The sequence below is a fragment of the Parabacteroides hominis genome (genome assembly GCF_014287585.1).
In the GTDB taxonomy this organism is placed as follows: domain Bacteria; phylum Bacteroidota; class Bacteroidia; order Bacteroidales; family Tannerellaceae; genus Parabacteroides; species Parabacteroides hominis.
Genome location: NZ_JACOOJ010000006.1, coordinates 29117 through 47685, shown reverse-complemented (window position 1 = coordinate 47685; position 18569 = coordinate 29117). Strand labels below are relative to the sequence as shown.

The following is an 18569-nucleotide window of genomic DNA, read 5'->3' as shown; positions in this document are numbered from 1 at the left end:
AGCATGGAATCTTAATTCCATACCCATGAAACTAAAATCCCATGCCTATCCATTTTCAGCCCGATTCTTATTATTTTATTTCTTCCTTAAATCAAATTAGGCAGCAAAAGCGAGAATATCAGGAGACACATGCCGCAGACCAAAACAACGATCGTCTGCCGGCTCACCCCTTTCCACTCTTTCAGGATAATCCCCCACACATTACTGAAGATCACATTCAGCGACATCAGGATGCTCCATGAAAAGGCCAGCATCACCGGGGAATCGGCAAAATAACTCTTTCCCATTCCCAGCCCGAAGAATTGCGAATACCACAAAACACCTGCCAGCGCACAAAATAAGACATTATTCAGCAAAGTACCGCCCGATACGGAGAAATAATCTTTCCCCGTCTTGTTCCTTACATTCTGGAAGAGACAATAAGAGGCGTTCGTGATAAAACCGCCGATCGTCACTAACAGGATTACCGGGTTCAGTGCGAACAATTCGCTTGCGCCGGACTGCTTCGCCTTCTCAAGGATCGGAGCGCCGGATTCCAGGCCCAGATTGAAGCAGGCGCTCATCACACCGGCCAAAAGAGCGACAAGCAAACCTTTCGTCAACGCAAAATCCTTTACAGCCGCTTTCTTTTCCTCCTCGGTCATATTGCGGGCGCGAAGACTTCCGGCATATCCGATCACGGCGATACCGGCAAGCGTGATACACACGCCGATCAGCAGGACCAGGCCATCGCCATGAAACAAATCCGTTCCGGCAAAGACAGCCGGGAAAAGCGTTCCGAAGCCGGCACACGTTCCAAGCGCAATGCTCTGGCCGAGCGCAACCCCCAAATAACGCATACTCAACCCGAAGGTCAGGCCGCCGATCCCCCACAAGATTCCGTAAACAACGGCTCCCGTAGCTCCGCCGGCACTCCACAGTTCCAGGAGGCTGCTACCGTCGGGAATGGCAAGCTGCGCTCCCAAGAACGGGAAGACGAGCCAGGCAAAAACGCCCTGCACCAGCCAGAAACTTTCCCAACTCCAATCCTTGACTTTATTGATCGGAACGTAGGAACTGCTCTGCCCGAAGCTGCCGATTGCGATTATGATTAATCCGATGATTATTTCCATTATCGTTTACTTGTTACTTCGGCTTCATATTTTTCTATCTCGGCAATGTAATCCTCGCCTACCGGGACATCGTTTTGCAGGCAGAACATATCCCAGACGGCTGTCCACGGAAGGCTCTTCATTTCCTCCTGCAAAGCTAAGCGCTGGAAATATTTGCCTTCGGCTTCGTATTGCTGCAAGGTTGCGGACGGTTCGAGAAGGGCTTGTATAAAGGCTTTCTGCGTTGCACGGCAACCGATCACGTATGCGCCGATACGGTTGATCGTCGCATCGAAATAGTCCAGACCGATATGTACACGGTCCAATGCCTTGCAACGGATAATTTCGCGTGCCAGATCGAGCAGGTCGTCGCCCAGGATCACCACATGGTCGCTGTCCCAACGAACCGGACGGCTCACATGCAACATGATCTCCGGCGTAAAGAGAAGCAAGGCCGAAACCTTGTCGGCAATACTTTCCGTCAGATGGAAATGGCCCGTATCGAGCGTCACGATCTTATTCTTCTTCGCACCGTAGCCCAAGTAGAAATCGTAGGAACCGACGGTATAACTTTCCAGACCGATACCGAACAGTTTTGCTTCGATACAGTCCTTCATATTTTTATATTCCGTTGTAAAAATCTCGTCCAATGACTGTTCCAATATCTGGCGGTATTTGAGACGGCTGGCGGGAACTTCCTTGCTGCCGTCGTGAATCCAGAGGTTCATGATACAGGGATCATCCTGGTATTTGCCCATCTCCTCGCTGATCCAGCGGCAACGTTTCGTATGTTCGATCCAGAAATTGCGGATCGCATCGTCGGGATTTGCCAATGTCAGGTCGCCACTCTTCGGATGTGAGAAAGAAGTGCTGTTGAAATCCAGTTTCATCCCGCTTTCCTTCGCCCATTGCATCCAGCTTTCAAAGTGGACAGGCTCCACTTCATCGCGGTCGACCTTTTTGCCCTGGAAGTCGCCATATATTTCATGCAGGCTCAAGCGATGTTTGCCGGCGATCAGCGAAGCCGCTTTCAGGACATCGGCGCGGACTTCGTCGATCGTGCGGGCACGTCCCGGATAGTTGCCCGTCACCTGGATTCCTCCCGTCAACGAGCCGCCCTGGTTCTCGAAACCGCTCACGTCGTCCGCCTGCCAGCAATGCATGGAGAGAGAGACCTTCTGCAATTTGTCCATTGCCTCTTTTACATCCACACCGACAGCTGCATAGCGTTCAACAGCTGCCTCATACGCTTGTCTGATAATGTTTTCTTTTGTCATGGTCTTATTTTTTTGAGGTTATAGATTGATATTTCTTAAAAGCCCCTTCCCACTCGCCGCTGCCTTCCGGCAGAAAGACAGCCGGTGAGAGGAAAGAGTTGATTAAACGGCGCATCTCCCAACGGTCGGCCACTAATCCTGCCGCCCTCGCCTGCACCATACAGTTGCCGATTGCCGTTGCCTCCGAAGGCCCTGCCACAACCGGCATGTTAATTACATTAGCCGTAAATTGATTGAGAAGATTATTCATCGAGCCTCCCCCGATCACATGCAATTTGCGGATCGGGAAAGGAGCTATTTCGGATAGCAGTGCCAGCACCTCCTTGTACCGGAATGCCAGGCTTTCGAAGATACAACGGATAAACTCGTCGTCCTCGGCAGGTTCGGGCTGCCCCGTCTCGCGGCAATAAGCCACGATTGCCTCCGTCATGCTCGGCGGATTGGCAAAACGCGGATCGTCAGGATTCACAAAACTGCGGAAAGGCGTCGCCCGCTCCGCCATCTTGACTATCGCAGGGTAGGAATAATCGCGCCCGGCCTTCTCCCACTCTTTCCGGCACTGTTCGAGCAACCACATCCCAGTAATATTTTTCAGGAAACGGGTCGTCCCGTCTATACCGCCTTCGTTCGTAAAGTTATGCAGGAAGGATTCTTCCGAGATGATCGGTTCTTCCGTCTCGATCCCCATAAGGCTCCATGTGCCGCTACTAAGGTAGGCAAACTCCCGGTCCGCAGCCGGAACAGCCGCTACAGCCGAAGCCGTATCATGGCCGGCAACCGCTATGACAGGCACTTTGCCTATTCCTGTTTCCCTGGCAAGCGCGTCAGTCAGTTCCCCGACAAATGTTCCCGGCATCACTACCGGACGCATAATGGACGGAGCTACCCCAGCCGCTTCCAACAAGGACGCCTCGAACTCTTTCGTCACCGGATTCAGCAATCCGGTGGTGGAAGCATCCGTATATTCACAAACCTTTTTACCCGTCAACAGGTAAGAAAGCAGATCGGGCATAAACAGTATCTCTTCGGCAGCCTCCAACGGCCCGAAACCTTCCTTTTTAGCCCTGAATAACTGGAAAACACTATTAAAATTCATGATCTGTATGCCGGTAAGCCGGTAGACTTCCGACCGGGGAACACGCTGGAAATATTCTTCCGGCGCACCGTCCGTATAAGGGTCGCGATACGCACGCGGCAACCCCAACAGCGCACCATCCTTTGCCAGATACCCGAAGTCGACGCCCCAGGTATCGATCCCGATAGAATCCGGAACCACATTCCGGCGCGCACAAATCGCCAGGCTTTCTTTCAAGGCATCATACAACTGATATATGTTCCAGTAATATTTCCCATGCAACTCCATGATCGCATTCGGGAAGCGATGAAGTTCCTGCATTTCAAATTTGTCACCAATCAAGATACCAAGTACGGCACGTCCGCTGGTCGCTCCTATGTCAAAGGCTAAAAAGTTATATTTCTTCATGGTACAACAAAGTTGTTTGTTTTATGATTACAAAAGTAAAAGGTAAATTACTATCTTTGCTTTTGAAAATGATTTTAAACCTTTCAAATCTGACAGAGGAGATGGAGAAACAACTAAGCGATCAATTGAGATACCTGACGATAAGTGCGATAGACGAAGAATGGGGAATTGTCGTCACGACCGTCGGCTACCAGTTTATTCCCCCGAAAGGGAACTACCCTCTTTCGAAGCATCCGGACAATTATAACTTCAAGCCGCAGACCGGGCGAATCCTGAACGAATACCAATTAGTCTATATCACGAAGGGAAGCGGCTACTTCTCTTCACAATCCTGCAAGATGCAAAAGATAAACGCAGGCACGATGATCCTGCTTTTTCCGGGAGAATGGCACAGCTACTATCCCGACAGCGAGACAGGCTGGGACGAATACTGGGTAGGCTTCCGCGGCGTCCACATCGACAAGCGCGTGGAGAAACGCTTCTTTACCCGTGAGGAGCCGTTGCAGCGTATCGGACTCAGCGCGACGATCGTCGGGTTGTATGAAGACATCCTGAAATTCGCCTCACAGGAAAAGACGGGCTACCAGGAGATGATTTCGAGTATCGTCCTCCATATATTGGGTACGGTCTATTATAAAAGGAGAAACAACTCTTTCACAAACACTTATGTAGTAGATAAGATCAACGAAGCCCGCATCTTGATGAAAGAGATGGTAGAGAATCCGCTCACACCCGAAGAGATAGCCTCCCGGTTAGGACTCGGTTACTCCTGGTTCCGCCGGATGTTCAAAGAATATACAGGCGTCTCGCCCGCCCAGTACCAATTGCAGCAAAAACTCCTGAAAGCAAAGGAACTGCTCACCAGCAGCAACTTGAATATTTCGGAAATAGCCTACAGCCTCAAGTTCGAGAATGCCGGACAGTTCTCTACCTTCTTCAAGAAAAAAGAGGGTGTGACACCGTCGGAGTTCCGGGAACGGGCGCACTGAGGAATTAAAAATTAAAAATTAAGAATTAAGGGGTGAGTTGGAAGGTGATTTTTTTGTTCATCATGTAGTTGACTGCACCATAGATAAACAATCCTAAGAACTGGGCGAGGTATTCGTTCAGGCCGAAGATTTCCACCATGATAAGCAAAGCGAGGAATTGGGCGCAGTAGGCACACCCGAAAGCGATCAGGAAAAGAGGGATCTCGCGGCGGAACCTGCCGGTACGGGAAGAAAAGATCCAGTATTTGCTCCAGAAGAAGTTATTGATCTGCGCAATCACATAGGCGGTGATATTGGTAGCGATATAGTTACAATCGAGCTTGTCCATCATCAGCCAGACAATCAAGACTGTAATTAATGCATTCAACGTGCCGATCAATATAAAGCGGATCACGCGTACCATATTTTTTGATTGTAAAGTCAAATGTATTCCTTGCTGTTTTGTTCTTTGATATTTGAAATTCCGGGACAAATATACAGGATAATATGCAAATAGCCATGCAAAAAGTCACAAAGTATGGCGATCAACCCGTATCTTTGTCTCCATGAAATATTTATTGTTTTACATAATCAGCCTGTTATCCTTCACTGCCTGCATCCGCGAAGATTTGCCGCCTTCGGGTAGTTTTGCTTTGAAAGAGGGCGATCCGTTGCCCGAATTCAGTATTTCCAACCCGAATGGAACCGTATCGAAAAAAGACCTGGAAAATAAATTCGCCCTGATTATTTTCTTCAGCACGACCTGTTCCGACTGCCGGGAGGCTTTTCCGGATATCTCTGCTTTATATAATGTTTATCAAGACGATCCTTCCGTCTGCATGCTCCTGATCGCCCGTAACGAAACCGAAGATCAGGTAACGGCCTACTTCCGGGAACATCAGTACGATATGGATTTTTTCGCCGATCCGGACCGTAAAGTCTACTCCCTCTTTGCCGACAACACCATCCCGCGCGTATTCCTTGCCGGAAAGGACGGCACGATTATCCTGACGCAGACGGAAAAGGTGGATGCCGGAGAAATCAGGGCCATTGTCGCCAAATAAAGAGCGCAGGCCTCTTTCGTGACCTGCGCTCTCCTTCATCGCTGTATGATACTTCCCTTACAATTCGCCGGGCCGCTCCTCTTCACCTCCGCCAGTTGATCCGGAACCACTGACAACGAAGGCGAACCGTTCGAACTTGGCATCCTGTTTCGCCTTGCGGAGCAACGAACCCGGACTGAACACGATGCGCGGGGTCTTGATCATCTCCGGATCAAACTCTTCGTCCGTCGCACTTCCGGTCGAACCGACACCATAGCGGAAATTCCCGAACTCTCCGAACTGCACACGGCGGCCGGCATCCAAATGTTTGCGGATCAGATAATTCATACGGTCGATCACCCCTTTCACCTGGTTGGTCGGAATACCCGCTTCCACAATCTCGTCCAAAAGGGATTCAAAACTGACCAGTTCCATATAGACCGGCTGTGCATACATCTTTTCAGGAACCTCTGCCTGATCTTTACCCAAATTCTTCTTTTTTACCAAACGATACTTTACTGACATAACTGTTTAATTTTTTAATCGTGAATAACTTGAAATGCTTTGTTCTCGAAAACATGACAAAGATACTCCCCGAAAAAACAGCCCTGTCGCCATCTGTCGGTATCGGTCGGCATTTGTGGGGATGTGTGGGCGGATGTCGGCAAAGAACTGTAATTACCGTGTTATTCATTAAGCAGGCAGACCAAAACGAAGTATGCAACTTAATTGTGTGTGATTACTCCGTCAACGTTTGTCTCACCTTCTTTACTCTTTGTAAGTAATGGTAAGCCAAGTTCTGCAAGAAATTTATTATGTCTTTCGGAGGCATCAGCTATTTTACCTTCCAGCTCGATCAACTTCTTATTGACTTGCAACAAATCAATTTTCACATCCTCTTTGGCAATGCTAACATAGCGTGAAATATTCAGATTATAACCGTTTCTTTCGATTTCGTCCATCGAGACAGGACGAGAGTAACGTTCTTCTTCTTTCCGCTGCTTATAGGTGTCTATGATTTTGTCAATGTCTTTAGCCCGTAGTTTGTTCTGCTTTTTGCCTTTCTCAAAATTTTCCTTGTCGCTGGCGTTGATAAAGAGTACGTCGTCGTACTTTTTACATTTCTTGAGTACCAAGATACACACAGGAATACCTGTTGAAAAGAAAAGATTGGCAGGCAACCCGATTACCGCATCTATATTACCGTCTTTGAGCAATTTTGTGCGAATACGTTCTTCTGCTCCCCCTCTGAAAAGCACACCGTGAGGCAAAATAATCGCCATCGTGCCGTCTTGTTTCAAAAAATGGAAACCATGAAGTAAGAAAGCGAAATCTGCCGCCGATTTAGGTGCAAGCCCATAGTTCTTAAAGCGGAAATCTTTCCCCATCTCTTCCGTAGGTTCCCAGCGGTAGCTGAATGGAGGATTTGCGACAATAGCATCGAACTCTACTTTTTTGGCCGGGTTCATTTCATTCAGCATGTCCCAATCATTCAAAAGCGAGTCACCGTGATGAATTTCGAACTCCGAATCTTTGACTCCGTGCAGGAGCATATTCATACGAGCTAAGTTGTAGGTCGTGATATTCTTCTCTTGCCCGTATATCTTGCCAACACTTCCCCCATTTTCTTTCATTTTGTGGCGCACATTGAGCAACAAAGAACCTGAGCCACAAGCGAAGTCCAAGACGTTTTCAAGTTTCTTCTTCGGTCCGGACTTAGGATCTTGGGTATCCAATGTGACGATACCCGACAGAATGCTCGACAATTGTTGTGGCGTATAGAACTCGCCAGCCTTTTGTCCTGAACCTGCGGCAAACTCACCGATCAGGTATTCATAAGCATCCCCTAATATATCCGTATCGGTAGAAAACTGAGCGATTCCTTCGGCAATCTTTGTTATCACTTTACAAAGTAGTGCGTTGCGTTCGTCATAATTCTTACCTAACTTGTCCGAGTTCAAATTTATTTCGGAGAAAAGTCCTTGAAACGCCCTGTCGAAAGATTCGTTTTCGATATATTTAAACCCTTTCTCAAGTGTTTTCAGAAGATCATCATTTTGCGTCCGTGCAAGTTCGTAAATATTAGTCCATAGATAGTCCGGTTCAATCACATAATGCACTTTACGGCGCATCTGTTTTTCAAAATCCAATACATCTGCCGGGTTCTCTCCGTACCATAACTGCAACGGTGTCGAAACACCATGCTCTTTCAATTCTTCCGGTGCTTTATCTGGATAATCCCCTCCGAGTTCTTTTCTTGCGGCCTCTATATAGTTATCTGAAATATAACGCAGGAATAGGAAAGACAGCATATAATCGCGAAAATCATCTGCCATCATTGAACCACGAAGGTCATCTGCTATTTTCCACAGGGTTTTACCCAGTTCGTGCTGTTCTTTTATTGTCATATCTTTATCTGTTTTCTTGTTCTGTTTCTATTAAAATCTCGGGTAGGTAAAACTCATACTTTCTCAAAAAAGCATCAAGGATTCGGACAAACAGTTGTTTTGTGTCTCTTCCCATTAATACGGGTTCGTATATCGAGTATTTACCATGACTAAGTAAATCCAAAGCTCGTGCAAATAACACTTCATCTTCTATACCATGAATACATTCTGAAAAGCGGTTATAGCCGAAAAACACTGCTGTTTTTTCAATAACACTGCGTAACATATTAAAATGGTAAGTGTTTATCAGCACATCGTCTATCGTTTGCCCTTCTTTAGGCAAGAGCCGTTTTAATTCACATAAAGTTGCAACATGATGAAAGAACGGTGTCTCGTCGGTCGCTCTCAGCGTATAGCCGTTTGCCCCGTTTTTGTGAAAGAAATAACTTTTACGTCCATTCCTTTTTAAGTCGTTATACATCACATTAAAGAATAAATGGTGATGAGAAGAAATAACGATTTTTCTTTTTCCGGAATCCTTTTTCAGCAGATTGCCCAAATCATTGGCAATTGCGATAACGTTATTATCATCAAGCGAAGACACAGGATCATCTATATAAATATATTTAACCCATGAATATGCCTCGGCTCCATCAATGACCAATTCGCAGATGGCAAGGAATACACACCATATAAATATGTTTTCTTCACCACGAGAAATCTTTATTTTATCTTCTTCCCCCTTTGAAAAAGAGATATGCCACTCTTCGTAATCGATCTTGAAATCGAACTCTGCATATCGTTGCAAATAACCGAATATCTTCTCTTCCAATGCTAATTCTTTAAACCCGTTAAAGAAGTTCGAATCTGCATTGATCTTGAGAACCCTATCCGTATCATTTTCAAGGTCGTTATCCCAATAGAAAAGATCTTCGGTAAAAGCATTGAAGTATAGTGTATCTCTTGTATCAGCTTCCGTATCTCTACCTTTGTTCTTAAATTCCATGGAAAGGCGAGTTTTCCCCGTTCCATTATAGGCATATAATAAAACATAGTCGAAATCGTTTAAATCAGAACGAAATCTGACGGCAACATCCGACAATGTGTCGTATTTGAATATTTTTGCTTCGTTACTCATTATAATTTAGGAAATAGTTGTTGTATTAATCCTTTTTTATGTTTTTTCAGTTGGTCGAGTTTGGCAGTCTCGGTGGATATGAGCTCGTCTACTGATGACAGGCAGTCGGCGATTTTTTGTTGTTCGTCAATTGATGTATGAGGCAATTTAGTCTGATACACAATGTCACTGCTGATATTCAACACTATACCTCCAGCTGACAATTTCAAATATTGATTTTGCATATATTCAGAATTGAGAAGATGCAATAAAAATGGCTTATAATAATTATTTTCATACTCACGAAGTACGAACCAACCGTCATATATACATCCCTCTACCTCTAAAAGATAAGTTTTACCAAAACTCATAGAGTTTGCTAATATCAACTCTCCTTGGTATACATATCTTGATTTAGTCGATCCCTTTTGTGTTATTTTTTCCTCTACATTATTTATAATATAATTTTTCGATGATTTGGTATCCCCTATTTTTATCCAGTTCACTCCATCTATATCTTGAGTTAAATATTCTTTTATTGGGCGAGGAGAACTACCACGATAAAGTTTAATGTATTGAGAAAACTCATTATCAACTTCCCACTCTCCTGCATTCTGAAATTCGGGGAAACGAATAGCCGGAATTGTTTTGCCTTCGGCAGGAAATAGTTGCTGCATCAATCCCTTTTTATACTCCTTCAATGTTTCTATCTTATCTGCTACTGCGCTTATCAAATCATCCAAACTACTCAAACAGTCAGCTATCCTTTGCTGTTCTTCAATTTCTGGCAATGGCACATGAAGGTTTTTAATTTCAGCAGATGCAATGCCCTTAATAGAGGTACCTTGTGTTTCTTGAACCTTTTGTTTCATTATGATTGAAAGCAAATAAGACAGAAAAATATAGTTGCAGTTTATATTACACAGATTAGTAAAATCTTGGCTGGTACATATATCTACTCTGCTAAAAGCTACTTTTCCTACACCTACACGGGATACGATGTGAATACTTGGAGCTTTACAAAGTTTGGTCGCAGAGTTTTTAATCGCATCTTTTGTTATATGTCTTGTAGGAGTTATTTCAGATATGTTATTTTCGTTAATGTCTGATGAGGATATCCAAGGAATGTCACCATTCCAATATACGTCATTAGATGATGTTGGAGTTCCTCCACCTATAATTTCACATATTTCCAATATTGGTGTTCTCTTCCACCCTTCACCATCCCGAAACTCCGGAAACCGCAAAGCAGGCACAACCGTTTTTATATCCTTATCTTTTGTCATAACATCAATCTTCATAAGCCGACAATCCTGAAATTTCACGGCCAGCGGCCAAACGTTTCAATAATGGAACGAGATCATCCATCAGGGCCAATTCAGCCTTGGTACGAGCTTTCCATCCTAATTCTAACGGAGCTAACAAATCACTCAGTTTTTCACCATCGAAGATCATTCGTTCCATTATCTGTTCTACAAATTCGCGCAACGAATCCGCTATGATACCGTGTTTGTCGGCAATGGATGCCAATTGTTTAGCATATTTCTCCGCCTTAAATGCTTCGTACCCCTCTTTTATCTCCTGCTCCGTCTTACCGTTCACTTCGTCGAGACTATCGATGTATTCTCGAATATCGTCCCGTTCATCAATCAGGTTGGCGCTCGATGCCACAAGGCTGATCAACTGCTCTTTGGTTACTCGTTGCTTGCTGTTTCCGCTATTTGTGTAGCGGGCGATCAATCCCATTATATAATCGTAGTCAATGACAGTCGAAGCAAAAAGTACAAATTCAAAATCAAGGTCTTCAACCTGTTGACTGACCTCTTGACCTTTACCTTTCTCCCGCAGTTTGCGTAATTGCTGTGCCGTTTCAAGATAAGCCCCACGGAACGAGCGCAAATCCTCTTCCGGAAACAGTTCTTCTATTTTCGCTTTCTCCTGCTCGTCAATATCTGTATATTGTTCCAACTGGGTCCTGTACCGTTGTACCTCTTTGAAACAATTGATAAAGCCGGCACGGGCCTCATCACCTTGCAGATTATAAACATCCTCTGCCCGGCACTCCAATTCCTGAGATTGCATATATTCACTCAACTTCCGAACGGCATCCTGGAACTTTTCGATCACTTTCGGAGCAGAATCCACAAGCCATATCTCTTTCGGATTATCGGTCTTTTCCCCGGAGAATAACGTGATTGCTTCATCGACGGCATCTTGCTGACCTCTGAAATCCAGAATATTACCATATGGCTTAGTATCATTCAGAATGCGATTGGTACGTGAAAACGCCTGTATCAAACCATGATACTTCAAATTCTTATCCACATACAATGTATTGAGATACTTGGAGTCAAAGCCTGTCAGCAACATATCCACGACAATCGTTATATCGATCTTATTCTTGTGTGGATAGTCTTTGTTACTATATTGTTGATCTTTGATGCGTTTCTGCACATCCTGATAGTAGGCATCAAACTCTGCAATCGTATGGTTGGTCTTATACTGCCGGTTATAGTCATCAATAATCGTTTTCAGTGCCTTTTTCTTTTCTTCAGGCTCTTCACGGTTATCATCCTGCTCTTGCGGCAAATCTTCCTGTATTTGCTGAATATCTTTATTTCCTTCGGCAGGAGGCGAGAATACACAAGCGATGTTAAGCGGTTCGTAATTTTCATCCTGCTGCTTCAAACTTTCTTGTACGCTGCGGAACAGTTCGTAATACTCAATAGCTTCATTGATAGAAGCTGTGGCAAGTATGGCATTAAACCTACGGGAATGGGTGGCAGCATCATGTTTCGATAATATCGCATCTACCACCGCTTGTTTCTTGAGCGTACCATCTGCCCGGCGGTCGCCTGTCTCTTTGGGCTTAAAGTAATCGACATGGAAACGTAAGACGTTTTTATCCTCGATAGCATGTGTTATGGTATAGGCGTGTAGCCTGCTTGGGAAAATATCTTCCGTGATCTTGTACGAGGCTTGCTCTCCACTTATTTTTGTATAGGTTGCATTCTGTTCAAATATAGGTGTTCCGGTAAAGCCGAATAGTTGGGCGTTCGGGAAAAATTCTTTGATTGCCTTGTGATTGTCTCCGAACTGAGAACGGTGGCATTCATCGAAAATAAATACAATCCGTTTATCCTTTAGATGGATTAAACGGTCCTTATAGTTGTTTTTATTGGACGAATCGAGAGCGACACCCAATTTTTGAATGGTAGTTACAATTACTTTGTCGGCATAGTCGTCCGACAACATGCGTTTAACAAGAGTCCCGGTGTTGGTATTCTCCTCTACGCAATTTTCCTGAAACTTATTAAATTCCTCACGCGTTTGTCTGTCCAGATCTTTACGGTCTACCACAAACAAACATTTATCAATATCGGGATTATCTTTTAGCAAAGTAGAAGCCTTGAACGATGTGAGCGTCTTGCCACTGCCTGTCGTATGCCAAATATAGCCATTACCCCTGTTTTGATGAATACAATCTATGATTGCTTTTACCGCATATATCTGATAGGGACGCATAATGAGCAGTTTTTGTTCACTGGCAACCAAAACCATGTAGCGGTTAATCATCTCTCCCAACGTACATTTCGACAAAAATGCCGTGGAAAACGCATCAAGGTGAGTTATTTTTCTGTTTGACTCTGTCGCATATTGATAGACAGGCAGAAACTGTTCATCTGCATTAAAACTGAAATGCTGATCATTATTATTGGTAAAATAGTAAGTATTCGACTGGTTGCTTACGATAAAAAGCTGCATAAAACAAAGCAATGTATTTGTATATCCATTACCTGTATCATTTTTATAATCAACAATTTGTTGCATTGCCCGACGAGGACTTACATCCGAAGCCTTCAACTCTACCTGAACTACAGGAATGCCATTGATCAATAAAATCACGTCATACCGATGATAGCTGTTATTGGTGTTTATACGCAGCTGATTAATCACCTCATAATCATTCTTACACCAATCTTTGATATTGACCAGCGTGTATTGTAACGGCGTCCCGTCTTCACGCATAAACGTATTGATTCCTCGTAATCTCTTAGAAGAAGCAAAAACATCAGCGTCAATGATCTCTTCAAGTAGACGACTAAATTCGGAATCGGTCAAATGAACTCTGTTCAATGTTTCGAACTTTGTTCTAAAATTCCTCTCTAATGAATTCCTATCACGAATATCGTCACGACAGGTATATTTTAAATCTATTAGTTTATTAATAAAATGATTTTCTATTTGTTTTTCCTTAGATATCATACTTATCCACTCTTTAGCTATCTATTGAATCCTTTATTTCAATACCTAACATATTTGCAATCTCTAAGAGTCGCACCTACTATCGATATTTTTTATCAGGCCATAAAGATATGAAATATCCCCTTTATATAAGCCCAATTTTCTCATTTCATATCATGACACATCGATTTTGTAGGGTAAATTATGCTAAATCATGTCTCCCTTTGGACATTTCCACCCCACAAGCCCCACCTTCCCCCTTATTGTACCATTCCCCCAAAACCCCATTAGTCCAAATCGAAACACCATCGCGTTTATTTTGATTTTATACCCCATATATTTCAATTTTCCTGCAAGGGTAATATTTTTTAACAAACACTGTTTTTACTAACCATCTATGATCCAACTCAATACGATATTACACGTTTTTAAGGGGGATATTGTCTGTTTTAACATTCAAATTCATCCTGCCGGTTCTTATTTTTCCGGTTTCGGGGAAAGGGTCGAAAATAGACTTTCAAACTTTGATTTACAAAACCTTTGGCACTATAAGAGTTTTCCGTTACTTTTGCCGGCTGGAACCAGGAAGTCGAACCTTTAATGGAAATTCCGGAGTTCGATTTCTTGGTTTACGCTAATACTAAATCCATCAATTCATTCTCCCCCTTTTTCATACCGGAAAGTTAACCTACGGTTTTTTAATAACTTAATAAACAAAAAATGGCACGACCCATAAGAAAGGGGCTCGACTATTTCCCGTTGGACACCCATTTCATGTCCGATAGGAAAATACAACGCCTTGCGCAACGATACGGATGCAACGGCATCTGCATCTATCTCGCCATCTTGTGCGAGATCTACGGCGGGAACGGATATTACGCCCGCTACGACAGCGATTTCTGTTTCGACATCGGTTTCACGACCGGACAGGACGAAACGCTTGTGAAAGATGTGATCGGATTCTGTGTGCAGATCCGCCTCTTCGACAGCGAATTGATGGAATACCGGCAGATACTCTCGTCCGTCGGCATCCAACAACGTTTCGAAGAGATCAGCCGGCGGACGGCGGTACGGATTGACACGGACATCAACCTGCTTGCACCCCGAAAATTGTCAGCAGACAAAAACGGGACTACTGCGCCCCATGAGGAAGTTAATGTGACAGAAACCACCGTTACTGCTGCAAAAACCACCGATCATGAGGCTGATGCCGGAGTTATTGCAACGGGAACAGGTGTTTCTACCGCAAAAACCCCGGTAAATATAAATGGAAATATAAATAAAAATACAACAACACAACATGGCGGATTTTATGGAAATCAATCATCAAACGATCATGGGGAAGCAGCCCGACGGGCAGAAATCCTCCGCATGGCTCAAGAAGCAACAAAAGGTTGCTGACATGCGCAAACGCTACGGGCCGGCCGAACAGTTCCTGAAACTCTTCACCCCCGACCTGCAAATCGCCACCGCACGCAACGAGGCGCGGGCTTATCTCGGCTCCGCCCCGTCGCTCGAGGTCATAGCGGAAGGCTATGGCTGGCAGACCGTCATCGTCTGGCTCTGCATCCAGATCGAGAATCTCAACAACTTCACTGGCGTACGGGAAAAGATGACGGTCGCGCGCCAGAAGGACCTGGCGGCACTGATACTGGCGGAATACCCGAACTTGAAGGCTTCGGAAATCCTGCTCTTCTTCCATCGCCTCAAATGCGGGCGCTACGGACGGTTCTACGGGATGGTGGACGCGCTGTTCATCACCTCCTCGCTCCTGCAATTCACGGAGCAGCGACGCGCGGACATCATCCGTTACAAAGAGGAACAATCGCGCCTCGAAAAGAATGTATTGCCTTCCGTCGATACAGGAAAGTGCATCACTCGTGAAGAATATTTCAAACAAAAACGTTTAAAAGAAAACAAGAATGGATAAGGACAGAATCTACGGCCATGCCGAACTGGCCATGCTGTATTTCAAAAATATACAGCCGAAATCGGCATCCACGCAGTTGGCGCGATGGATCAGACGTGACGAAGAATTGTGGGAAGAACTGTTGCTCGCCGGCTACCGCAAGGGGCAAAAAGTGTTCACCCCGCTGCAAACCACTATCCTCGTCGACCACTTGGGCGACCCGGAAACCTGGGAAGTTAAATAACTACAACCGCCGGTAAGGCTTTCCACCTGTCCGACTTCCCAGGTCCTGCCCGGCAACGGCAGTTTATGCCGACTTATACCGACAAATAGCGACACTCGCCGACAGAAGCCGATTCCTTCTCCCGCTATCCTCATACCTTCGCTTTTGAGAATTAAGAATTAAGAATTAAAAATTAAAAATTAAAAATTAAGGATTATGAGAAAAATCAATTTGATCGTCTTGCATTGCTCCGCTACGAGGGAGACACAGGACTACACGCCTGAACAGTTGGAACGCGACCACAAAGCACGCGGGTTCGTCCGGGCCGGCTACAACTACTACATCCGCCGCAACGGCCAAATCATCTCCATGCGGCCTCTCGAACAAGTCCCGGCGCATGTGAAGGGCTACAACCGCAACAGCATCGGTATTTGCTACGAAGGCGGGCTGGATGCCGCCGGCAATCCTGAAGACACCCGGACGGACGGGCAAAGGGAATCGCTCAAAATTTTGCTAAAACTCTTGAAAATAAGGTTCCCGATGAGCAGGATATGCGGACACCGGGATTTAGGGGCCCGGAAAGCCTGCCCTTGTTTTAATGCGGAGGAAGAATATGCGGGACTGTAGGAAAATGCACCATCCGTTCACCTGCCAGCTGGCCGTAGCCATCGCGCTGTCGCTGGCAGGGGTCACATTGCTGTTCATGGGATTCTGGTGCTCACCGGCAGGCGAGATACATAATTCCGTATTGGTCGGGTTCGGCGAAATATCTACTTTCGCCGGCGCGTTGTTCGGAGTCGACTATACATATAAATACAGATATGGGAAACGGGATGATAGGGAATGAATGGTTTCGGTTCATGGCCGGATGCCTGCTAACGGGACTAATCCTGCTCCCGACGGCCTGCTCGGTACGGAAACAGCAGGAAAAATCAGTACGGCGGCAGGTGGAAAGTTTTCGCCTGCATACGGACAGCCTCTCTTTCATCCGTGGACGGCAAACGGAGTGCGAGGACATCCGCCTCTATGAAATGATCCGCCTCTCTCCTCCCGACAGCGCAGGCAGGCAATATGTCTCGGCAGTCGTCCACAGCCGGACAGCCCGTAACCGGCGTTCCTACACGCAGGACAGCCTGAAACGGAACAGCGCCGGGGCTACCAAGCTCAAAAAGGAAAACCACTCAGCCGAAATAACCGAAAAACGGCGAGACCCGCTTTCCATTTGCAAATGGGCAGCCGGGATCATCGCCGTAATCGGGGGAATCGTCATAGCGCGCCGCAGGTCCGTCCGCCCTGCGTAGGCACTGAGATCAGAAGGGATCAGCGTTCGGCAACAGGAACGTACTTCAGTTCTTCGAGGACGTTCTTGTAGGCCGGGCGGATGATGCGTTTGCCTTCGAAGTTCAACTCTTCGATGCGGTGGGCGGTCCATCCGACGATACGTGCCATGGCGAACAGCGGCGTGTAAATCTCCTGCGGCAATCCGATCATTTCATAGACAAAGCCGGAATAGAAATCGACGTTCGAGGAGACGCGCTTCTTCGTCCCTTTATGTTTGGCAAAGCATTCGATGGCGCGCGCTTCGAGCAATTCGAGGAAGGCAAATTCTTCTTCGCGTCCTTTTTCCTTCGCGAGATCGCGTGCCAGTTCTTTCAATACGACGGCACGGGGATCGGAAATCGTATAAACGGCATGTCCGATACCGTAGATCAGGCCGGTCTTGTTATACGCTTCCTTGTTCAGCATCCGCATGAAATAGGTGTCTATCTCGTCCACATTCTTCCAGTCGGCAATGTTTTCTTTCAAGTGATGGAACATATCGACTACCTGGATATTGGCCCCTCCGTGCAACGGGCCTTTCAGCGAACCGATGCCGGCGGCAATGGAAGAATAGGTGTCCGTGCCGGTCGAGCTGGTCACGCGAACGGTAAACGTGGAGTTGTTACCTCCGCCATGTTCGGCCTGCAGGACAAGCAGCAAATCGAGCGTACGGGCTTCCAGGTCGGTAAAATCTTTTTTCAGCATGTGAAGGAAGTTTTCCGCAATCGAAAGGTTTTCATGCGGGTGGCGGATATGCAGCGAACGGCCTTGCTGGCTATGCCGGTAAATATTGTAGGCATAGGCGATGATGGTCGGGAAACGGGAGATCAGTTCGATCGACTGGCGCATCAGGTTGTCGCGCGACGTATCGTCTGGATTCGGGTCGAACGTGTACATTTCGAGGACGCTACGGGCCAGGATGTTCATGATGTTTTGCCCCTCCAAGTCCAAGATGTTCATCTTCGTCTTCTGTTCGAGCGGCATGTTGTCGCAGATCAGTTCCTTGAAGCCTGCCAGTTCTTCCTTGTCGGGCAGTTTACCGGACAGAAGCAGGTAGGCAACTTCTTCGAATCCGAAACGTTTCTCCTTGATCAGCCCGTGCGCGATGTCTTCCACATCATATCCACGGTAAAACAGTTTTCCGGGGATCGCTTTCAGGCCGCCTTCGGGCAGGCGTTCGTAGCCGACCACGTTACCGACTTTCGTCAGCCCGACCAGCACGCCCGTACCGTCTTCGTTACGAAGGCCGCGCTTCACATTGTACATCGGGAACAGTTCGTTGTCGATCTTGCATGCATCTTTGGATGCATCGGACAATTTGTAAATGATATATTCCTTTTTCATCGTAATAAATTTTAATCGGTTTAGAAACTGTTTTGATTTTTTCGCCCCATGATTTGAGATGGCTTTTTGAGGCAGATCCGTCACTCTGATGAGGAAGATAGCGGGCTATCTGACGAAGAGGAGGGACGGATATGACTGAAAAGACGCTCAAAGCATAGGCGA

18 protein-coding genes are annotated in these 18569 nt (G+C 45.9%); 8 read left to right on the top strand and 10 right to left on the bottom strand.

The genetic code is table 11. The features are described from left to right. Window positions 1-86: 86 nt before the first annotated feature. Genes rhaT through H8S65_RS05000 form a run of 3 tightly spaced genes read right to left on the bottom strand, consistent with a single transcriptional unit; the run spans window position 87 to window position 3851 of the window. Window positions 87-1112, bottom strand: a complete 1026-nt coding sequence (rhaT, locus tag H8S65_RS05010) for an L-rhamnose/proton symporter RhaT (protein ID WP_186928916.1) — start codon at window positions 1110-1112, stop codon at window positions 87-89. Then, a complete protein-coding gene (locus H8S65_RS05005) occupies window positions 1112-2368 on the bottom strand; it encodes an L-rhamnose isomerase (RefSeq protein ID WP_186928915.1) in 1257 nt (418 codons plus the stop codon). Before H8S65_RS05005 ends, rhaT begins: the two co-directional genes overlap by 1 nt. 4 nt (window positions 2369-2372) lie before the next feature. Beyond that, window positions 2373-3851: a rhamnulokinase gene (locus H8S65_RS05000; protein WP_186928914.1), complete on the bottom strand. Its 1479-nt coding sequence runs from the start codon at window positions 3849-3851 to the stop codon at window positions 2373-2375. A gap of 101 nt (window positions 3852-3952) precedes the next feature. Between H8S65_RS05000 and H8S65_RS04995 the strand changes: the two genes are divergently transcribed. Beyond that, window positions 3953-4840 (top strand): AraC family transcriptional regulator, encoded by an 888-nt coding sequence (locus tag H8S65_RS04995; RefSeq protein WP_186929023.1) that lies wholly within the window; start codon window positions 3953-3955, stop codon window positions 4838-4840. Between the two features lie 25 nt (window positions 4841-4865). Here H8S65_RS04995 and H8S65_RS04990 read toward each other — a convergent pair whose 3' ends face one another. Beyond that, window positions 4866-5243: a GtrA family protein gene (locus H8S65_RS04990; protein WP_186928913.1), complete on the bottom strand. Its 378-nt coding sequence runs from the start codon at window positions 5241-5243 to the stop codon at window positions 4866-4868. Window positions 5244-5385: 142 nt separating this feature from the next. On the opposite strand from H8S65_RS04990, the gene H8S65_RS04985 reads away from it, so the two are divergent. After that, window positions 5386-5883: a TlpA family protein disulfide reductase gene (locus H8S65_RS04985; protein ID WP_186928912.1), complete on the top strand. Its 498-nt coding sequence runs from the start codon at window positions 5386-5388 to the stop codon at window positions 5881-5883. A gap of 57 nt (window positions 5884-5940) precedes the next feature. Here H8S65_RS04985 and H8S65_RS04980 read toward each other — a convergent pair whose 3' ends face one another. The 5 genes from H8S65_RS04980 to H8S65_RS04960 form a co-directional block, all read right to left on the bottom strand. Next, complete coding sequence (locus tag H8S65_RS04980) at window positions 5941-6387, bottom strand: HU family DNA-binding protein (protein WP_186928911.1); 447 nt, start codon at window positions 6385-6387, stop codon at window positions 5941-5943. A 200-nt stretch (window positions 6388-6587) separates the two neighbouring features. Continuing rightward, window positions 6588-8270 carry a type I restriction-modification system subunit M gene (locus tag H8S65_RS04975; RefSeq protein ID WP_186928910.1) on the bottom strand — a complete coding sequence of 561 codons (1683 nt, stop codon included), beginning with the start codon at window positions 8268-8270 and terminating at the stop codon, window positions 6588-6590. A gap of 4 nt (window positions 8271-8274) precedes the next feature. After that, window positions 8275-9387: an AAA family ATPase gene (locus tag H8S65_RS04970; RefSeq protein WP_186928909.1), complete on the bottom strand. Its 1113-nt coding sequence runs from the start codon at window positions 9385-9387 to the stop codon at window positions 8275-8277. Further along, window positions 9387-10652, bottom strand: coding sequence for a restriction endonuclease subunit S (locus H8S65_RS04965; protein WP_255489035.1), 1266 nt, complete (start codon window positions 10650-10652; stop codon window positions 9387-9389). Before H8S65_RS04965 ends, H8S65_RS04970 begins: the two co-directional genes overlap by 1 nt. 4 nt (window positions 10653-10656) lie before the next feature. Further along, window positions 10657-13632, bottom strand: a complete 2976-nt coding sequence (locus H8S65_RS04960) for a type I restriction endonuclease subunit R (RefSeq protein ID WP_186928907.1) — start codon at window positions 13630-13632, stop codon at window positions 10657-10659. A gap of 699 nt (window positions 13633-14331) precedes the next feature. On the opposite strand from H8S65_RS04960, the gene H8S65_RS04955 reads away from it, so the two are divergent. From H8S65_RS04955 to H8S65_RS04930, 6 genes are all read left to right on the top strand, one after another. Then, window positions 14332-15012 carry a DUF4373 domain-containing protein gene (locus H8S65_RS04955; protein ID WP_186928906.1) on the top strand — a complete coding sequence of 227 codons (681 nt, stop codon included), beginning with the start codon at window positions 14332-14334 and terminating at the stop codon, window positions 15010-15012. Then, the gene (locus H8S65_RS04950) at window positions 14912-15541 is read left to right on the top strand and encodes a DUF6633 family protein (RefSeq protein ID WP_255489034.1); all 630 of its coding nucleotides are present in this window, start codon (window positions 14912-14914) and stop codon (window positions 15539-15541) included. The genes H8S65_RS04955 and H8S65_RS04950 overlap by 101 nt, the downstream gene beginning before the upstream one ends. Continuing rightward, window positions 15534-15764, top strand: a complete 231-nt coding sequence (locus tag H8S65_RS04945; protein WP_186928904.1) for a DUF4248 domain-containing protein — start codon at window positions 15534-15536, stop codon at window positions 15762-15764. The genes H8S65_RS04950 and H8S65_RS04945 overlap by 8 nt, the downstream gene beginning before the upstream one ends. A gap of 195 nt (window positions 15765-15959) precedes the next feature. After that, the gene (locus H8S65_RS04940) at window positions 15960-16370 is read left to right on the top strand and encodes an N-acetylmuramoyl-L-alanine amidase (protein ID WP_186928903.1); all 411 of its coding nucleotides are present in this window, start codon (window positions 15960-15962) and stop codon (window positions 16368-16370) included. Beyond that, the gene (locus H8S65_RS04935; RefSeq protein WP_255489033.1) at window positions 16357-16590 is read left to right on the top strand and encodes a hypothetical protein; all 234 of its coding nucleotides are present in this window, start codon (window positions 16357-16359) and stop codon (window positions 16588-16590) included. Before H8S65_RS04940 ends, H8S65_RS04935 begins: the two co-directional genes overlap by 14 nt. Then, complete coding sequence (locus H8S65_RS04930; protein ID WP_255489032.1) at window positions 16565-17044, top strand: hypothetical protein; 480 nt, start codon at window positions 16565-16567, stop codon at window positions 17042-17044. Before H8S65_RS04935 ends, H8S65_RS04930 begins: the two co-directional genes overlap by 26 nt. A gap of 19 nt (window positions 17045-17063) precedes the next feature. Here H8S65_RS04930 and H8S65_RS04925 read toward each other — a convergent pair whose 3' ends face one another. Beyond that, the gene (locus H8S65_RS04925) at window positions 17064-18407 is read right to left on the bottom strand and encodes a citrate/2-methylcitrate synthase (RefSeq protein ID WP_186928902.1); all 1344 of its coding nucleotides are present in this window, start codon (window positions 18405-18407) and stop codon (window positions 17064-17066) included. Between the last annotated feature and the right edge of the window lie 162 nt (window positions 18408-18569).

Excerpts from the sequence above, each read along its gene's own strand:
- rhaT (WP_186928916.1), bottom strand. The coding sequence starts at position 1,112 with ATGGAAATAATCATCGGATTAATCATAATCGCAATCGGCAGCTTCGGG.
- H8S65_RS05005 (WP_186928915.1), bottom strand. The coding sequence starts at position 2,368 with ATGACAAAAGAAAACATTATCAGACAAGCGTATGAGGCAGCTGTTGAA.
- H8S65_RS05000 (WP_186928914.1), bottom strand. The coding sequence starts at position 3,851 with ATGAAGAAATATAACTTTTTAGCCTTTGACATAGGAGCGACCAGCGGA.
- H8S65_RS04995 (WP_186929023.1), top strand. The coding sequence starts at position 3,953 with ATGGAGAAACAACTAAGCGATCAATTGAGATACCTGACGATAAGTGCG.
- H8S65_RS04990 (WP_186928913.1), bottom strand. The coding sequence starts at position 5,243 with ATGGTACGCGTGATCCGCTTTATATTGATCGGCACGTTGAATGCATTA.
- H8S65_RS04985 (WP_186928912.1), top strand. The coding sequence starts at position 5,386 with ATGAAATATTTATTGTTTTACATAATCAGCCTGTTATCCTTCACTGCC.
- H8S65_RS04980 (WP_186928911.1), bottom strand. The coding sequence starts at position 6,387 with ATGTCAGTAAAGTATCGTTTGGTAAAAAAGAAGAATTTGGGTAAAGAT.
- H8S65_RS04975 (WP_186928910.1), bottom strand. The coding sequence starts at position 8,270 with ATGACAATAAAAGAACAGCACGAACTGGGTAAAACCCTGTGGAAAATA.
- H8S65_RS04970 (WP_186928909.1), bottom strand. The coding sequence starts at position 9,387 with ATGAGTAACGAAGCAAAAATATTCAAATACGACACATTGTCGGATGTT.
- H8S65_RS04965 (WP_255489035.1), bottom strand. The coding sequence starts at position 10,652 with ATGACAAAAGATAAGGATATAAAAACGGTTGTGCCTGCTTTGCGGTTT.
- H8S65_RS04960 (WP_186928907.1), bottom strand. The coding sequence starts at position 13,632 with ATGATATCTAAGGAAAAACAAATAGAAAATCATTTTATTAATAAACTA.
- H8S65_RS04955 (WP_186928906.1), top strand. The coding sequence starts at position 14,332 with ATGGCACGACCCATAAGAAAGGGGCTCGACTATTTCCCGTTGGACACC.
- H8S65_RS04950 (WP_255489034.1), top strand. The coding sequence starts at position 14,912 with ATGGCGGATTTTATGGAAATCAATCATCAAACGATCATGGGGAAGCAG.
- H8S65_RS04945 (WP_186928904.1), top strand. The coding sequence starts at position 15,534 with ATGGATAAGGACAGAATCTACGGCCATGCCGAACTGGCCATGCTGTAT.
- H8S65_RS04940 (WP_186928903.1), top strand. The coding sequence starts at position 15,960 with ATGAGAAAAATCAATTTGATCGTCTTGCATTGCTCCGCTACGAGGGAG.
- H8S65_RS04935 (WP_255489033.1), top strand. The coding sequence starts at position 16,357 with ATGCGGGACTGTAGGAAAATGCACCATCCGTTCACCTGCCAGCTGGCC.
- H8S65_RS04930 (WP_255489032.1), top strand. The coding sequence starts at position 16,565 with ATGGGAAACGGGATGATAGGGAATGAATGGTTTCGGTTCATGGCCGGA.
- H8S65_RS04925 (WP_186928902.1), bottom strand. The coding sequence starts at position 18,407 with ATGAAAAAGGAATATATCATTTACAAATTGTCCGATGCATCCAAAGAT.